Genomic DNA, 15,834 nt, shown 5'->3' with positions numbered 1-15,834 from the left:
CGTGCTGGCAGAGATCAGGATCGACAACCTCGGTGTGATCTCCGAGGCGTCCGCGCAGTTCCACGAAGGCTTGACAGTACTCACCGGTGAGACAGGCGCCGGAAAGACGATGGTGGTGACCAGCCTCCATCTCCTCAGCGGTGCCCGGGCAGACGCGGGCCGGGTGCGTCTCGGGGCGCCGCGAGCCGTCGTCGAAGGTCGTTTCGTGACGGACGAGAATTCCGAACGCGTCGAGCGGGCCGTTGCCGAGTTGCTCGAGTCGACCGGCGCGGAGCGGGACGAAGACGGCACCATCATCGCTGTGCGGACGGTCAGCAGCGACGGCCGCTCGCGCGCGCACCTCGGCGGCCGCAGTGTCCCGGCAGGAGTGCTGTCCGACTTCACCGACCCGCTACTCACCGTGCACGGGCAGAACGACCAACTGCGGCTGTTACGACCCGACCAGCAGCGTGCTGCGCTCGACCGATTCGCGGAGAAAACCGTCGGCCCTCTGCTGGCGCGGTACCGCAAGCACCGCGACGAGTGGCTGACCGCACGATCGGAGTTGATCGAGCGAACCGGCCGCACGCGCGAACTCGCGCAGGAGGCCGATCAGCTGACGTTTGCCCTCAACGAAATCGACGGCATCGCACCCACCCCGGGGGAGGACGAGTCGATCGTCGCGGAGGTGCGCAGGCTCAGCGAACTCGACTCCTTGCGGTCGGCAGCGCAGGAGGCGCAGACCGCGCTTGCCGGCGGCGACGAGATGGACGGTGACGGCGTGTCGCCGCCCGCCCTCGACTTGTTGTCCGAAGCCCGCGCCCGTATCGAGTCCGCCACCGATCCGGAGCTCGACGGGCTGGGTTCGCGTCTTGCCGATGCCATCGCCGTGGTCACGGACGTGTCGGCCGACCTCACCACCTACCTGGCCGGACTGCCCGCGGACCCCGGCGCGCTCGATTCGCTGTTGTCGAGGCAGGCGGAGCTCAAGAACCTCACGCGCAAGTACGCTGCGGACGTCGACGGCGTGCTCGAGTGGGCTGAGAACGCGCGGGCGCGGCTCGAGAAGATCGATGTGTCGTCCGATGCGCTGGCCGCGCTGACGAAGCAGGTGGAGGAGTCGGCGGCGGCGACTGCGGAGGCGGCATCGAAACTCACCGCCGCCCGTGTCAAGGCTGCGGCCAAGCTCGCCAAGGCAGTGAGTTCGGAGCTGTCCGGTCTCGCGATGGGCCGCGCAGCTCTCGACGTGTCGGTACGCGCACGTGCGGCGGGCCCTCAGGACACCGCTCCGCTCACCGTCGAGGGCGCACAGGTGCATGCCGGGTCCTCTGGTGTCGACGAAGTCGAATTCAGGTTGTCGGCCCATAGTGGTGCACAGTCGCTGCCGATCAGCAAGAGCGCCTCGGGCGGTGAACTTTCCCGGGTGATGCTGGCACTCGAGGTGGTGCTTGCCGGATCCGATTCGGGTGCGACCATGGTGTTCGACGAGGTCGACGCAGGAGTAGGCGGTCGCGCTGCGGTCGAGATCGGCAAGCGACTGGCCCGGCTGGCGAGAACCCACCAGGTGATCGTCGTGACCCACCTGCCGCAGGTGGCGGCATTCGCCGATACCCATCTGGTGGTCGACAAGGTCGACGACACCGACGGAGTCGTCAGTAGCGGGGTGCGCACCCTCACCGATGACGAGCGGGTTGTGGAACTGGCCAGGATGCTCGCCGGTCTCGACGACACCGAAACCGGTCGTGCACACGCGGAGGAACTGCTGGCCACGGCAAAAGCGGAACGCGCTGTCTGAGCGAAAACTGTTGGTGATGGTGGGACCGATGTGGTAGCTGGTTCGGCGCGCCTCCACAGGTGGGCTGTGCATCCGCGTCATCATCGAAGCCATGAAGATGCCGGCACTGCTGTCACGTAACACCGAAACTTTGCCTGGGGTCAGCGGCATCGCCAGGGTGGACCGCAACACAGCCAAGCTGCTGAGGCGTGTCGGGCCAGGTGACGTCGTCGTTCTCGACGAGCTCGACCTCGATCGCGGTACCGCGGACGCCTTGGTCAAGGCCGGCGTTCTCGCAGTGGTCAACGCGTCTCCGTCGATTTCGGGGCGCTATCCGAATCTGGGACCGGAGGTGATCGTCGCCAACGGGATCCTCCTGATCGATTCCGCGGGAACCGAGGTTTTCAAGAGCATCAAGGACGGAAGCAAGGTCCGGATCGACGGCGGCTGCGTTTATTCGGGGGAGCGGCGCATCGCCAAGGGCGACGAGCAGACCGAGGCCGAAATCTCCGATCGGATGATCGAGGCGAAGACGGGACTGGTCGATCACCTGGAAGCGTTCTCCGGCAATACGATCGAGTTCATTCGCACCGAAAGTCCGCTTCTCATCGACGGGGTGGGAGTGCCGGATGTCGACGTCGACATGAAGGATCGGCACGTGGTGATCGTGTCCGACGGAGCGGATCACGCGTCGGATCTGAAAAACCTCAAACCGTTCATCAAGGAATACTCGCCGATCCTCATCGGGGTGGGGGCAGGCGCCGACGTTCTCAGATCTGCCGGCTACCGGCCCGACCTCATCGTCGGTGACCCGGAGGACATCACCAGCGCGACGCTGAAGTCCGGCGCCGAGGTGGTGTTGCCGGCAGACCAGGACGGGCATGCCTCGGGCTTGTCGCGTATCCAGGACCTGGGCATCGGGGCGATGACGTTCCCGGCTTCCGGGTCTCCGTCGGACCTGGCACTGCTCCTTGCCGATCACCACGGTGCCTCGTTGATCGTGACCGTGGGCAATACGGTCTCTCTCGACGAGTTCTTCGACCGCGGCCGCCGCGACAGCAATCCGTCGGCGTTCATGACCCGATTGAAAGTCGGACCCAAGCTGGTGGACGCCAAGGCCGTGGCGACCCTTTACCGCAGCAGGGTGTCGGGAGGCGCCATCGCTCTGCTCGTACTGGCCGCTCTGGTTGCGGTGATCGTGGCCCTCGTGGTGTCGAATGTCGGTGGGGAAGCTCTGGACTGGGCTATCGCGACCTGGAATAGCTTTGCGCTGTGGGTGCAGGGGTTCTTCAAGTGATTTCTCTGCGTCAACATGCCATTTCGATCGCAGCGATCTTCCTGGCGCTGGCAATCGGGGTGGTGCTGGGATCCGGCCTGCTGTCGAGCGGTCTGGTGTCCGGTCTCCGCGATGACAAGGTTGATTTGCAGAACGACATCGAAAAAGCGAACGAACGCAACAACCAGCTGACCGAGCAGCTGAATTCGGCCGATGGTTTCGACTCGGCGGTGGCCGGCCGGGTGGTGGCCGACGCCCTTGGGGGGCGAACTGTCGTCGTGGTGACAACGCCCGACGCCGACCCTGCCGACCTCGACGGGGTGAACCGGATGATCGGGGCGGCCGGTGGCAGCGTCACGGGACGGGTGTCGCTGACGGACTCGTTCGTCGACGCTACTGGTGGTGACCGGCTGCGCACGGTCGTCAACAATGTCATCCCCGCCGGTGTCACTTTGAAGACGGGTGCCGTGGATCAGGGCAGCCTGGCGGGTGACCTCCTGGGCTCGGTGGTTCTGCTCGGCAAGGAGACCGGTCAGCCGCAGAGTTCACCGCAGGAGAGGGCGCTCGCTCTGGAAACGTTGCGAGGTGCGGGTTTCATCACCTACGACGACGGCGGGGTCGAGCCCGCCCAGCTCGCGGTGGTGCTCACGGGGGACCGTGACGTGGAGGACGGCGCCAGCGGTAACCGGGGCGCGGTGGTTGCCCGGTTCGCGGGAGCGTTGGACTCGCGTGGCGGTGGAACCGTCCTCGCCGGTCGTCCGGCTTCAGCGCAGGGAAACGGTGCGGTCGCCGTTGCCCGTGCCGATGCCGCACTGTCGGCGGCGCTCACGACGATCGACAACATCGACCGCGAAGCAGGGAAGATTACCGTTCCGCTGTCGTTGCAGGAGCAGCTCGGCGGCGGCGCCGGCCGGTATGGGACCGGACCCGGAACCACCGGAGTCACGGTCGGGGGGACGCCCGCGTAGTGCACGTCACACCATGGGGGAGTGCAATCTCGGCGCGTTGTTTCCCGCAGGTCTGCCGAGGTGTTACCGTGAAGTCCCGTGGGTCGGCAGGCCCCAGCATTGCTCGAACAGACCAAGCCCTGCACAGTCGTCACGGGAGCCCCTTTGCCACAGTCACGCACTTCTTCGCGTACCGCCACCAAGCACATCTTCGTCAGCGGCGGCGTCGCCTCCTCGCTCGGCAAGGGCCTCACAGCCTCGAGTCTGGGACAATTGCTGACCGCGCGAGGGATGCGCGTGACCATGCAGAAACTGGATCCGTACCTCAACGTCGATCCGGGAACGATGAATCCCTTCCAGCACGGAGAAGTGTTCGTGACGGAAGACGGCGCCGAAACCGACCTCGATGTCGGCCACTACGAGCGCTTCCTCGATCGCGACCTTTCCGGTCAGGCGAATGTGACCACGGGGCAGGTGTATTCGACGGTCATCGCCAAGGAACGGCGGGGTGAGTATCTCGGGGACACGGTCCAGGTCATTCCGCACATCACGGACGAAATCAAGAGCCGCATCCTCGCCATGAGTGGGCCGGACCTGCAGGGTCAGCGTCCCGATGTGGTGATCACCGAGATCGGCGGCACCGTCGGCGACATCGAGTCGCAGCCGTTCCTCGAGGCGGCACGTCAGGTGCGACACGACGTCGGCCGCGACAATGTCTTCTTCCTCCACGTCTCACTGGTTCCGTACCTGGCGCCGTCGGGTGAGCTGAAGACGAAACCCACACAGCACTCGGTTGCCGCGCTGAGGAACATCGGTATCCAGCCCGACGCGCTGATCCTGCGCTGCGACCGTGAGGTCCCGCCGGCGCTGAAGAACAAGATCGCGCTGATGTGCGATGTCGACGTCGACGGATGTATCTCGACACCCGACGCGCCGTCGATCTACGACATTCCGAAGGTTCTCCACAGCGAGGGTCTCGACGCATACGTCGTGCGTCAGCTGGGACTACCGTTCCGGGACGTGGACTGGACGGTCTGGGGAAATCTGCTCGAGCGCGTCCACCAGCCGCGCGAGACGGTGCGGATCGCGCTCGTCGGCAAGTACGTCGACCTTCCCGACGCGTACCTGTCGGTCACCGAGGCACTGCGAGCCGGAGGCTTCGCTCACCGATCCAAGGTGGAGATCTCCTGGGTTCCCTCGGACGCCTGTGAGACCGAAGCCGGAGCGCAGGCAGCGCTGGGGGATGTGGACGGGGTGCTGATTCCCGGCGGTTTCGGGATCCGCGGCATCGAGGGCAAGCTCGGCGCCATCCGGTATGCACGCCACCGCAAGATCCCACTGCTCGGCCTGTGCCTCGGCTTGCAGTGCGTCGTGATCGAGGCCGCCCGCAGCGTGGGGCTCGAGGATGCCAACTCTGCGGAGTTCGAGCCCGAGACGACGCATCCGGTCATCTCCACGATGGCCGATCAGGAAGACGTCGTGGCCGGCGAAGCCGACCTCGGTGGAACGATGCGCCTCGGCGCCTATCCCGCCGTGCTGGCCAAGGGGTCGGTCGTTGCGCGGGCGTACGGCAGCGAGCAGGTTTCCGAGCGTCATCGGCACCGCTACGAGGTCAACAATGCCTACCGCGACCGCATCGCCAAGAGCGGACTTCTCTTCAGTGGGACCTCGCCGGACGGGCACCTCGTCGAGTTCGTCGAGTACCCAGCGAAGCAGCATCCGTTCTTCGTCGCAACGCAGGCCCACCCGGAGCTCAAGAGCCGTCCGACTCGTCCGCATCCCTTGTTCGCGGCATTCGTCGCAGCGGCGTTGACGTACAAGCTCGAAGAACGTCTTCCCGTCGACGTCCACGGTGAGGAGCGGACGGTCGAGGTCGCCGTGGCGGACGAGGTGGCTGCCGCCACCGACCGGGCGTCGATCGACAGTGCCGGATAAGTAGAGCCGGCGCATGACCGACACCGATCGGCACGAATTCGACATTCTCGACTCGCGCGTCGTCTACAGCGGGGCCATCCTGGCATTGCGTCTGGACGAGGTGGCGATGCCGAATGGGCGGACAGCCGAACGAGAGGTCGTCGAGCATCACGGCGCAGTTGCCGTCGTGGTGCTCGACGACGAGAACCGGCTCGTCCTCATCCACCAGTACCGCCACCCGGTGGGCCGCCGGCTGTGGGAGATTCCGGCGGGCCTCCTCGACGAACCGGACGAGGACCCGCTCGAGGCTGCGAAGCGGGAGCTGGCCGAGGAAACAGGACTCGCGGCGAAACAGTGGGCGGTCCTCGTGGATGTGGCTGTCTCGCCCGGCTTCACCGACGAGTCGGTGCGGGTGTTTCTCGCGGAGGACCTCTACACCGTCCACCGGCCCGAACCGGAGCACGAAGAGGCGGACCTCGAGATAGAGCGGTTCCCGCTCGACGAGGCGGTGGCGATGGTCCTGCGCGGTGAGATCGTCAACGCCACCGCGGTTTCCGGGATCATGTCGTTGGCCGCAATCAAGTCGCGACCCGACACGCCACTACGCGACCGGGATGCACCGTGGGTCGATCGTCCGGCGAGTTTCAGTGAGAGAGAACGCTCACGTGCCGGGGTCGAAGCCGCGGGAGAATGATCCGGTGATCGCGCGGCAGGTCGAAACCTACATCGATCACCTGGCAGTCGAACGCGGTGCTGCCCGCAACACCATCTCGTCGTATCGGCGTGACCTGTCGCGGTACACACAATTCCTCGCCGATCGAGGGATCACGGACATCGGACGGGTCCGCGAGCAGGATGTCAGTGAATTCGTCGTCGCGCTGCGCAGCGGTGACCCCGAGCGCGGCCTGCCGGCGCTGGCCGCGAGTTCGGCCGCCCGCGCGTTGATCGCGGTGCGCGGGTTTCACCGTTTTGCCGCCGCTGAGGGGATGGCGGCGGTGGACGTGGCTCGGGTAGTCCGACCACCCTCGCCGGCCACCCGGCTTCCCAAATCGTTGCCCGTCCGCGAGGTGCTGTCGCTACTCGAGGCCGTCGGCGGCGCAGGGCCCGCCGACGGGCCCAGAGCGGTGCGCGACCGCGCTCTTCTCGAGTTGCTGTACTCCACGGGGGCCCGGATCTCCGAAGCGGTCGGCCTCGATGTAGACGACATCGACACCGAGAACCGCTCCGTCCTGCTCCGGGGCAAGGGCGGAAAGCATCGTGTCGTCCCCGTGGGCAGGCCCGCGGTCGAAGCCCTCGACGCCTACCTCGTCCGCGGCCGGCCGGCGCTGATGTCGCGGGGCACGCCCGCGCTCTTCCTCAATGTCCGCGGTGGTCGACTGTCACGGCAGAGCGCTTGGAAGGTGTTGCAGACTGCGGCGGAGGCTGCCGGGATCACGGTAGCGGTCTCGCCACACACGCTGCGGCACTCGTTTGCCACTCACCTTTTGGACGGGGGCGCCGACGTGCGCGTCGTCCAAGAGTTGCTCGGACACGCCTCCGTCACGACGACGCAGATATATACCCTGGTCACGGTGGGTTCGCTGCGCGAAGTGTGGGCACACGCCCACCCTCGGGCGCGGTAGGCGAACGCGTGTCGAGGGGAATATTCATGGTACGAAGCGGTAGCGTTCGTATAACGATGTGTGATCGACAGCGAGCATCGAGAGAACAGGGGATCATCGGACCGTGATGACACCGCAGCCGCCAGCAGCGGAGTCAGGGCACTCGCAATCGGAGGGCGACATGTTCGACATGCGACAGACCGACCCCGCAGCCCTGTTCGACGACACCGTCGTCGAATCGGGTGAGCTCGGCCCCACCGGGAGACCGACCCGTGCCGTGCCGGAACCTGCGCCGCTGCCATCCCACGGTCCCGCGAGGATCGTCGCGATGTGCAACCAGAAAGGCGGAGTCGGGAAGACGACGTCCACGATCAACCTGGGGGCGTCCCTCGCCGAGTACGGCCGTCGGGTCCTGCTCGTCGATCTCGACCCGCAGGGCGCGCTGTCTGCCGGCCTGGGGGTCGCGCACCACGACCTCGACCTCACCGTGCACAACCTGCTCGTCGAACCCCGCGTGTCGATCGACGATGTGCTGATGCGGACACGCGTCGAAAATCTCGACCTGTTACCGAGCAACATCGACCTTTCCGCCGCGGAGATTCAGCTCGTCACCGAGGTCGGACGGGAACAGACCCTGGGCCGGGTGCTGCATCCCGTGCTGGACCGGTACGACTACGTCCTCATCGATTGCCAGCCGTCCCTCGGCCTGCTCACCGTCAACGCTCTCGCCTGCGCGGACTCGGTGATCATCCCCATGGAATGCGAATACTTCAGCCTGCGTGGACTGGCGCTGCTCAACGACACCGTCGAAAAGGTGCACGACCGACTGAACCCGAAGCTCGAACTCGCCGGGATCGTGGTGACCATGTTCGACGCCCGCACGCTCCACGCCCGCGAGGTGATGGCCAGGGTGGTCGAGGTGTTCGGCGAGGTGGTGTATGACACGGTGATCAACCGGACCGTGCGATTCCCGGAAACCTCTGTGGCCGGTGAGCCGATCACCACCTGGGCGCCGAAGTCGCCCGGTGCCGAGGCGTACCGCGCGTTGGCCCGTGAGGTCATCCACCGTTCCGGCCGGTAAGTGGTGAACACCCAGGACGTCGTGGCTCCATCGCATACCGAGAATCCCGGCGCGGCATCGGTGCCGGCCGAGTCGAACGATCAGCAGGCCTCCGCCGTCAAGGCCGGCTTCCGGGTGACCCTGCGGAACTTCGAGGGACCCTTCGACCTGCTGCTCACGCTCATCAACCAGCGTGAGCTCGACGTAACGGAAGTCGCGCTCCATCAGGTGACCGACGACTTCATCGTTTACACCCGCGAACTCGGTGCGGAGATGGGCCTCGACCAGACCACCGAGTTCCTGGTGGTCGCCGCAACACTCCTCGACCTCAAGGCGGCGCGACTCCTTCCTGCCGGACAGGTGGAGGACGCCGAGGATCTGGCCCTGCTGGAGGCCCGTGACCTGCTGTTTGCCCGACTGCTCCAATATCGCGCGTACAAGCAGGCGGCCCAGCTGTTCGGCGAACTCGAAGCGGCGGCCCTTCGGCGATATCCGCGATCGGTCGCACTGGAAGACCAGTTCACAAGCCTGCTTCCCGAGGTTTTGCTCGGTGTCGACCCGCAGCGATTCGCCGAGATCGCCGCAACCGTGTTCACCCCACGCCCGACTCCGACCGTGGGACTCGACCACCTGCACGACATGCACGCGGTGTCGGTGCCGGAGCAGGCCGCCCGGATACTGGAACTGCTTCGCGGACGTGGCGCGAATCAATGGGCGAGCTTCGGTGAACTGGTGTCGGAATGTGAGGTAGCAGTCGAGATCGTGGCACGATTTCTCGCGCTGCTCGAGCTGTACCGCGAGCAGTCGGTGCTGTTCGAGCAACCCGAGCCTCTCGGTGAATTGTTGGTGAGCTGGACCGGGGGCGACGTCCGTCTCCCGGTGACCGAGGAGGATTACGGATGAGCTCGGCCCCGCACGACGAGCCCCACCAGCCCCATGCCTCCGGCGGTGACGACGAGCCGGCTTCGCTCGGCTGTGACGACGAGCCGGCTTCGCTCGGCGGTGTCGATGAGCCGGCTTCGCTCGGCGGTGACGACGAACTGTCGGACGCCGAGCTCGAGGCCGTTCTGGAGTCGCTGCTGTTGATCGTCGATTCGCCTGCCGGGGTCGATCTGCTGTCCTCCGTGACCGGGGCTTCTGTGAAACGCATCACCGAGACCCTCAACCGGATGTCCGCCGAGCTCACGGCCCGCAGTAGTGGCATGGACCTCCGATATGCCGGTGACGGTTGGCGTCTCTATACCCGCACCGTCTACGCGCCCTACGTGGAGCGCCTGCTGCTGGATGGGGCACGCTCCAAGCTGACGAGGGCTGCTTTGGAGACTCTTGCTGTCGTGGCATACCGTCAACCGTTGACCCGCGCACGGATCAGTGCGGTGCGCGGCGTCAACGTGGATGGTGTGGTGCGCACGCTTCTCGCTCGTGGATTGATCGCCGAAGCCGGGGTCGATCCCGATACCAACGCCACGCAGTACTCGACGACGGAGCTCTTTCTGGAACGGCTGGGCTTGGCCTCTCTGGCCGATCTGCCCGCCCTGGCCCCGTTGCTGCCGGACGTGGACCTGATAGACGACATCAGCGACAGTCTGGAATCTGACCCACGATTTGCGAGAATGAATAAAGCTACGGCGTCCACGGACAAGTTGGACACCGGGCTCGACACCGAAGACTGACAGGGATCGTAGAAAAAAGTGAAGAAACCCGCTCGCCGAGATGGCACACCGGATCGCAACAACAACAAGCATCGCACCGACAAGACGGAGACCGGCCACAGGTCGGGCCGGTCGGACACCGGCCAGCGTCCAGGTCGGCCGGAGGCCGCAAAGACCCGAACAGGTCGGCCGGACGCCGCGAAGACCCGAACAGGTCGGCCGGACGCCGCGAAGGGCCGCTCAGGTAGGCCGGACGCCGCGAAGACTCGAACCGGCAGGCCGGAAGCCCCGGTCGCCACGAACAAGCGAGGCAAGCCGAAATCGGCCAAACCCCAGCGCGCGCAAACTCAGGCCCCCAAGGTCAGCAATGCCAAGCCCGCCCGGCACCAGCATGCAGACGCCGAAAGGCCCGTCGGGCCCCCACAGGGCGACGGTGTGCGGCTGCAGAAGGTGCTCGCCCAGGCCGGAGTCGCGTCACGTCGCGCCGCCGAGGAACTGATCTCCCGGGGGCGGGTCGAGGTCGACGGTCGCATCGTGATCGAGCAGGGATTGCGGATCGACCCCGAAAACGCTGTCGTTCGCGTGGACGGGGTACGCGTCGTCGTCCAGAAGGATCTGGTCCATCTCGCGCTGAACAAGCCTCGCGGCTGGCAGTCGACCATGTCCGACGACCTCGGTCGTCCGTGCGTGGGTGACATCGTCTCCGAAAGGGTCGCGGCCGGTCAGCGGCTGTTCCACGTGGGCCGCCTCGACGCCGACACCGAGGGTCTGCTGCTGCTGACCAACGACGGCGATCTGGCCCATCGGCTCATGCACCCGTCGTTCGAGGTGTCGAAGACCTATCTGGCGACCGTGTCCGGTGCACTCGAGCGCGGTGTCGGGAAGAAGCTCAAAGAGGGCGTCGAACTCGACGACGGGCCGGCGAAAGTCGACACCTTCACCCTCCTCGACATCAACGAGGGCAAGTCTTTGGTTCGGGTCACGCTGCATGAAGGCCGCAAGCACATCGTGCGCCGACTGTTCGACGCAGTCGGGCACCCGGTGATTCGGCTCGTCCGGACGGACATCGGTCCCGTGGCCCTGGGTGAACAGCGCCCGGGAACGCTGCGAGTCCTCGGCCGCGGCGAGGTCGGCGGCCTGTACGGGGCGGTGGGTCTGTGAGCGCCGCCTCGCTTGTCGTCGCCATGGACGGACCGTCCGGAACCGGCAAGTCGAGTGTGTCTCGGCAGCTGGCGCAGGAGCTCGGAGCCCGCTACCTCGACACCGGTGCCATGTACCGGATCGCTACCTTGCATGTACTTCGCAAGGGAGTGGACCTCGGGGATCCCGACGCGATTGCCGACGCCACCGCCGGTCTGCCCTGGTCGATCGGCACCGACCCCACCCGTGAGCAGGTTCTGCTCGACGGTGAGGACGTCGCCCAGGAGATTCGAGGTGACGCGGTCACCAAAGCTGTCTCTGCCGTCTCCGCCGTCCCTGCCGTTCGCGCTCGCCTCGTCGAGGCGCAGCGTCGTCTGACAGCGGAGGCGGACCGGATCGTCGTGGAAGGGCGGGACATCGGGACGGTCGTCCTGCCCGACGCCGACGTAAAGATCTTTCTCACCGCTTCGTCGGCCGCCCGCGCTCAGCGCAGGAACGCGCAGAATCTCGCGGAGGGGCGAGGTGACGATTACGCCGCGGTCCTCGCCGACGTCGAGCGTCGCGACCACCTCGACTCCACACGCGCCGTGTCGCCGCTGCGGCCGGCAGAAGATTCTGTGCTGGTCGACACCAGCGAACTCGGAATCGACGACGTGATCGGCAGGTTGCTGCTGGTGGTAAGCGAGAGAACTGGAGCAGTGCAGTGACCGAACAATTCACAACTGAATTCGCGGGCGACGGAACGTGGAGCGAAGAGTCCGACTGGGAAGTCGTCGATCTGGAGGACGGAACCGACGGCGAAGCCCATATTCCCGTACCCACCGTTGCGGTGGTAGGCCGTCCGAATGTGGGTAAATCCACGCTGGTCAACCGCATCATTGGTCGTCGCGAGGCGGTCGTCGAGGACATTCCGGGTGTCACCCGCGACCGCGTTTCCTATGAGGCCAACTGGAGCGGTCGCCGATTCCTGGTACAGGACACCGGTGGTTGGGAGCCCGATGCGAAGGGTCTCCAGCAGTCCGTGGCGCGGCAGGCGGAACTGGCGATGCAGACCGCGGATGCGATTCTCCTCGTGGTCGACGCCGTTGTCGGCGCTACCGCCACCGATGAGGCCGTCGCCAAGGTCCTGCGCCGCTCCAAAACTCCAGTCTTGCTGGTAGCGAACAAGGTTGACGACGGGCGCACCGAATCCGAGGTTGCGGCCCTGTGGTCGCTGGGTCTCGGGCAACCGCACTCGGTGAGTGCGACACACGGTCGAGGTACCGGCGACCTCCTGGACGAGGTTCTCGCCGCGCTGCCCGAAACCCCTCGCGAAGGTATCCCGGGTGGCGGTCCGAGGCGTGTCGCTCTGGTCGGGAAACCGAACGTCGGCAAGTCGAGTCTGCTGAACAAGCTGTCGGGTGACGAGCGTTCCGTCGTCCACAACGTCGCGGGCACTACCGTCGACCCGGTCGACTCGATCGTCGAGCTCGGTGGCCGGCCGTGGCGGTTCGTCGACACGGCAGGCTTGCGTAAGCGCGTCAGTCACGCCAGCGGCGCCGAGTTCTACGCCTCCCTTCGCACGAAGAGTGCCATCGAGGCCGCCGAGGTCGCGATTCTGCTCATCGATGCGTCAGAGCCGATCTCGGAGCAGGACCTGCGCGTGCTCAGCATGGTGGCCGATGCGGGTCGCGCGCTCGTGATCGCCTTCAACAAGTGGGATCTCGTCGACGAGGATCGCCGCCTTCAGCTCGATCGGGAAGTCGACCGGGACCTGGTCCGGGTGCCGTGGGCCCAGCGGGTCAACATCTCGGCGCACACAGGTCGGGCGGTACAGAAGTTGGTACCCGCGCTGGACACGGCGCTCGAATCCTGGGACAAGCGCATTCCGACCGGCCGGCTCAACAACTGGCTGAAGGAAGTCGTGGCTGCCACTCCGCCGCCGATGCGTGGGGGACGTCTCCCACGGGTGATGTTCGCCACCCAGGCCGGAACGCGGCCGCCGACCTTCGTACTGTTCACCACCGGTTTCCTCGAGGCCGGGTACCGGCGATTCCTCGAGCGGCGCCTGCGTGAGGAGTTCAACTTCGACGGCAGCCCCGTCCGGATCTCGGTTCGTGTCCGGGAGAAGCGGGACCGACGCGGACGGTAGCTCGGGAGAATCGCCCTGACCAGGCGATTAGCGTTCAGGACTGCCACTGATGTAATCTCATCGAGCACCTGAACGAGGGTGTGGACGGGCTGTGGCGCAGCTTGGTAGCGCACTTGACTGGGGGTCAAGTGGTCGCAGGTTCAAATCCTGTCAGCCCGACCGCACATGACCTGGTGGACGAACATGTCCGCCAGGTCATTGTCGTTTCTGGCCTTGCTCCCTCGCGCGAGACTCGCGGACACCGGGAAGGCAATGGCCGAGGGAGCGCGGACGGTGACGCATCCGCGCTGTTCTGGCGTCAGTTCGTGACGATGACGGGGTCACCGATCTTGGCGTGGTCGTAGAACCATCGCGCATTCTCGATGCTGAGATTGATACAGCCGTGACTGACGTTCTCGCGCCCCTGCGAGGCGACCGACCAGGGCGCGCCGTGGATGAAGATCCCGCCCCAGGTGATGCGGGTGGCGTACTCCACGTAAAGCCGGTACCCCTCCGGGGAGTCGATCGGGACGCCGTACGTCGACGAGTCCATCACCATGTCGCGGAACTTCTCGAGGACGGGGAACGTGCCCAGCGGCGTTTCGTAGCCGGGTTTACCAAACGACGCCGGCATGGTGTGCACTACGCGGTCGTTGATGCTCACGGTGAACTGGTGTGTCGTAGTGTTCGCTACGGCGACCAGCGCGTCGCCGACCTGGAACTGGGTCTTCGATCCCGCGAATTCGACGGTGACCGCGGTGTGCGCCGGCCAGAAAGCGTCCGGGCTCCACCGCAGTTCGCTGTCATCGATCCACGAATAGTGTCCGGTCACAGGCGTCGACGGGGAGATCGCGACGGAGCGTTCGGCGCTCGCCCGGTCGGCGACGGGCGATCGGAACCGGATGATGATCGGATGCGCGACGCCGACGACCTCACCGCTCGAGGGTGCGATGGCCGGAGCGACGACTTTCGCAACGACGGCCGACGGTACAGCGGTGCCGGTGGCACTCACCCCGCACAAGGCCAGGATGGCGAGAACCGCCACGAGAAACAGGCGTGCACCGTGCTGCTGCGCTCTACGCATGGCCGTCAGCCCTTCGCATCACTGTGAGCTCATTTCAGTGAAACACAGCGTCGTCCGGGAACGGAACCGAGGAGATGTCACGACTTCATGACTGCTCGACGGTCCCGCGAGTAGCGTCAGTTCCGGGATGTCAGCGAAGCGGAGGCGCACATGTCCGGACGATTCGAAGGCACCGTGGTGATCGACCGCCCCATCGAGTACGTGTTCGCCTATCTCGCGGCAGGCGTCAACGACCCGGATTTCAGTCCCCGTGTGCAGAAGATCACGAAGTCCACCGACGGACCACCCGGAGTCGGGACGGTGTTCGTCAGCACCGTGAAAGATGCCGGAATGACCACCACACGGGAATTCGAGCTGACCGAATTCGAGGCACCGAGAAAGATCCGGTGGACCGAACGATCCAAGAACATCGTGACGGCGAAGGAAGGCGGCTACGACCTCGAGCCGGCCGGAGCCGCCACGAAAGTCACCATCTACAACGAGCTGGAAGGCCACGGAATCGGCAAGCTGATCGCTCCTCTCGCGCTCCGCGCTGCACGCAAGGACGCGCCGAACTTCGCTCGGCGAATCAAGGCGGCCGCGGAGAAATGATTCTCCTGTGTGCCGGCCGACAGCGTGACGTACCGAGAGATTCAAACGGCAGGAAATCACGCGCAGGGGCGGATAGTGTCGGGTGATGGTTGATGCGCCCGTCCTCGACAGAAACCACCTCGCCGACGCGCTCGCACACTTCGAACCGCGGATAGTCGATCCGACCAATCGTCGATCGGCGGCAGTCGTGATCGCCGTGATGAGCGACGGATCGGGTGGGCAGGCCATTCCACTCACCATGCGCCCGACCAAGATGCGAGCGCACCCGGGCCAATTCGCATTGCCCGGGGGCGGCGTGGATGCGGGGGAGACCGGGGCGGACGCGGCGCGCCGTGAATTGCACGAAGAGCTCGGTCTCGATGTGGAGCCGTCCGCGGTTCTCGGCCGCCTCGACGACTACGTCACCCGCTCCGGCTACGTCATCACACCGTTCGTCGTGTGGTCGGATCGATCGATCACTACTCTCGTTCCCCATCTCGAGGAGGTGGCGGAAGTCTTCGCGGTGGGACTCTCCGAAATCGACACCGAGCCGCGGTTCGTCGACATCCCCGAATCGTCGAAGCCGGTGATCCAATGGCCGTTCCGGCGCCACCTGGTACACGCGCCGACCGGCGCCGTGGTGTACCAATTCCGGGAAGTCGCGCTCCACGGCCGCCACACCCGCATCGACGGGTTCGACCAACCGGTCTTCGCTTGGCGTTAGCCG

15 protein-coding genes and 1 tRNA gene are annotated in these 15,834 nt (G+C 65.8%); 15 read left to right on the top strand and 1 reads right to left on the bottom strand.

All coding sequences use genetic code 11. The annotated features are described in order from the left end of the window. The first annotated feature begins 1 nt into the window (after position 1). From recN to L1080_RS12080, 13 genes are all read left to right on the top strand, one after another. Positions 2–1,774, top strand: coding sequence for a DNA repair protein RecN (gene recN / locus L1080_RS12140; protein ID WP_250768551.1), 1,773 nt, complete (start codon positions 2–4; stop codon positions 1,772–1,774). A gap of 91 nt (positions 1,775–1,865) precedes the next feature. Then, complete coding sequence (gene steA / locus L1080_RS12135; RefSeq protein WP_250768548.1) at positions 1,866–3,050, top strand: putative cytokinetic ring protein SteA; 1,185 nt, start codon at positions 1,866–1,868, stop codon at positions 3,048–3,050. After that, positions 3,047–3,997, top strand: a complete 951-nt coding sequence (locus L1080_RS12130; protein WP_250768545.1) for a copper transporter — start codon at positions 3,047–3,049, stop codon at positions 3,995–3,997. The genes steA and L1080_RS12130 overlap by 4 nt, the downstream gene beginning before the upstream one ends. Before the next feature lie 144 nt (positions 3,998–4,141). Continuing rightward, positions 4,142–5,911, top strand: coding sequence for a CTP synthase (locus L1080_RS12125; protein ID WP_208961752.1), 1,770 nt, complete (start codon positions 4,142–4,144; stop codon positions 5,909–5,911). Positions 5,912–5,924: 13 nt separating this feature from the next. Further along, a complete protein-coding gene (locus L1080_RS12120; RefSeq protein ID WP_159921921.1) occupies positions 5,925–6,584 on the top strand; it encodes an NUDIX domain-containing protein in 660 nt (219 codons plus the stop codon). Positions 6,585–6,588: 4 nt separating this feature from the next. Beyond that, positions 6,589–7,512 carry a site-specific tyrosine recombinase XerD gene (gene xerD, locus L1080_RS12115; protein WP_236603453.1) on the top strand — a complete coding sequence of 308 codons (924 nt, stop codon included), beginning with the start codon at positions 6,589–6,591 and terminating at the stop codon, positions 7,510–7,512. A 160-nt stretch (positions 7,513–7,672) separates the two neighbouring features. After that, the gene (locus L1080_RS12110) at positions 7,673–8,572 is read left to right on the top strand and encodes a ParA family protein (RefSeq protein WP_236603454.1); all 900 of its coding nucleotides are present in this window, start codon (positions 7,673–7,675) and stop codon (positions 8,570–8,572) included. Beyond that, entirely contained in the window at positions 8,573–9,454 is an 882-nt protein-coding gene (locus tag L1080_RS12105) for a segregation and condensation protein A (protein WP_159921925.1), read from the top strand. After that, the gene (gene scpB, locus L1080_RS12100; protein WP_250768542.1) at positions 9,451–10,224 is read left to right on the top strand and encodes an SMC-Scp complex subunit ScpB; all 774 of its coding nucleotides are present in this window, start codon (positions 9,451–9,453) and stop codon (positions 10,222–10,224) included. Before L1080_RS12105 ends, scpB begins: the two co-directional genes overlap by 4 nt. Positions 10,225–10,242: 18 nt before the next feature. Beyond that, the gene (locus L1080_RS12095) at positions 10,243–11,364 is read left to right on the top strand and encodes a pseudouridine synthase (RefSeq protein ID WP_250768539.1); all 1,122 of its coding nucleotides are present in this window, start codon (positions 10,243–10,245) and stop codon (positions 11,362–11,364) included. Next, positions 11,361–12,050, top strand: a complete 690-nt coding sequence (gene cmk / locus L1080_RS12090; RefSeq protein ID WP_159921931.1) for a (d)CMP kinase — start codon at positions 11,361–11,363, stop codon at positions 12,048–12,050. Before L1080_RS12095 ends, cmk begins: the two co-directional genes overlap by 4 nt. Next, complete coding sequence (gene der, locus L1080_RS12085; RefSeq protein ID WP_109329462.1) at positions 12,047–13,474, top strand: ribosome biogenesis GTPase Der; 1,428 nt, start codon at positions 12,047–12,049, stop codon at positions 13,472–13,474. Before cmk ends, der begins: the two co-directional genes overlap by 4 nt. Before the next feature lie 85 nt (positions 13,475–13,559). Further along, positions 13,560–13,633, top strand: a tRNA-Pro gene (locus tag L1080_RS12080). Positions 13,634–13,772: 139 nt separating this feature from the next. Here the strand turns inward: L1080_RS12080 and L1080_RS12075 are convergent. Beyond that, positions 13,773–14,537 carry a L,D-transpeptidase gene (locus tag L1080_RS12075; RefSeq protein WP_250768537.1) on the bottom strand — a complete coding sequence of 255 codons (765 nt, stop codon included), beginning with the start codon at positions 14,535–14,537 and terminating at the stop codon, positions 13,773–13,775. A 150-nt stretch (positions 14,538–14,687) separates the two neighbouring features. Between L1080_RS12075 and L1080_RS12070 the strand changes: the two genes are divergently transcribed. Both L1080_RS12070 and L1080_RS12065 read left to right on the top strand, forming a co-directional pair. Beyond that, positions 14,688–15,128 carry an SRPBCC family protein gene (locus L1080_RS12070; RefSeq protein ID WP_159921935.1) on the top strand — a complete coding sequence of 147 codons (441 nt, stop codon included), beginning with the start codon at positions 14,688–14,690 and terminating at the stop codon, positions 15,126–15,128. An 85-nt stretch (positions 15,129–15,213) separates the two neighbouring features. After that, on the top strand, positions 15,214–15,831 hold the full coding sequence (locus L1080_RS12065) for an NUDIX hydrolase (protein WP_159921937.1): 618 nt from the start codon (positions 15,214–15,216) through the stop codon (positions 15,829–15,831). Positions 15,832–15,834: the final 3 nt, after the last annotated feature.

This window comes from Rhodococcus sp. MSC1_016, from assembly GCF_023667485.2.
Classification (GTDB): domain Bacteria; phylum Actinomycetota; class Actinomycetes; order Mycobacteriales; family Mycobacteriaceae; genus Rhodococcus_F; species Rhodococcus_F oxybenzonivorans.
This window is presented reverse-complemented; position numbering and strand designations above follow the sequence as displayed.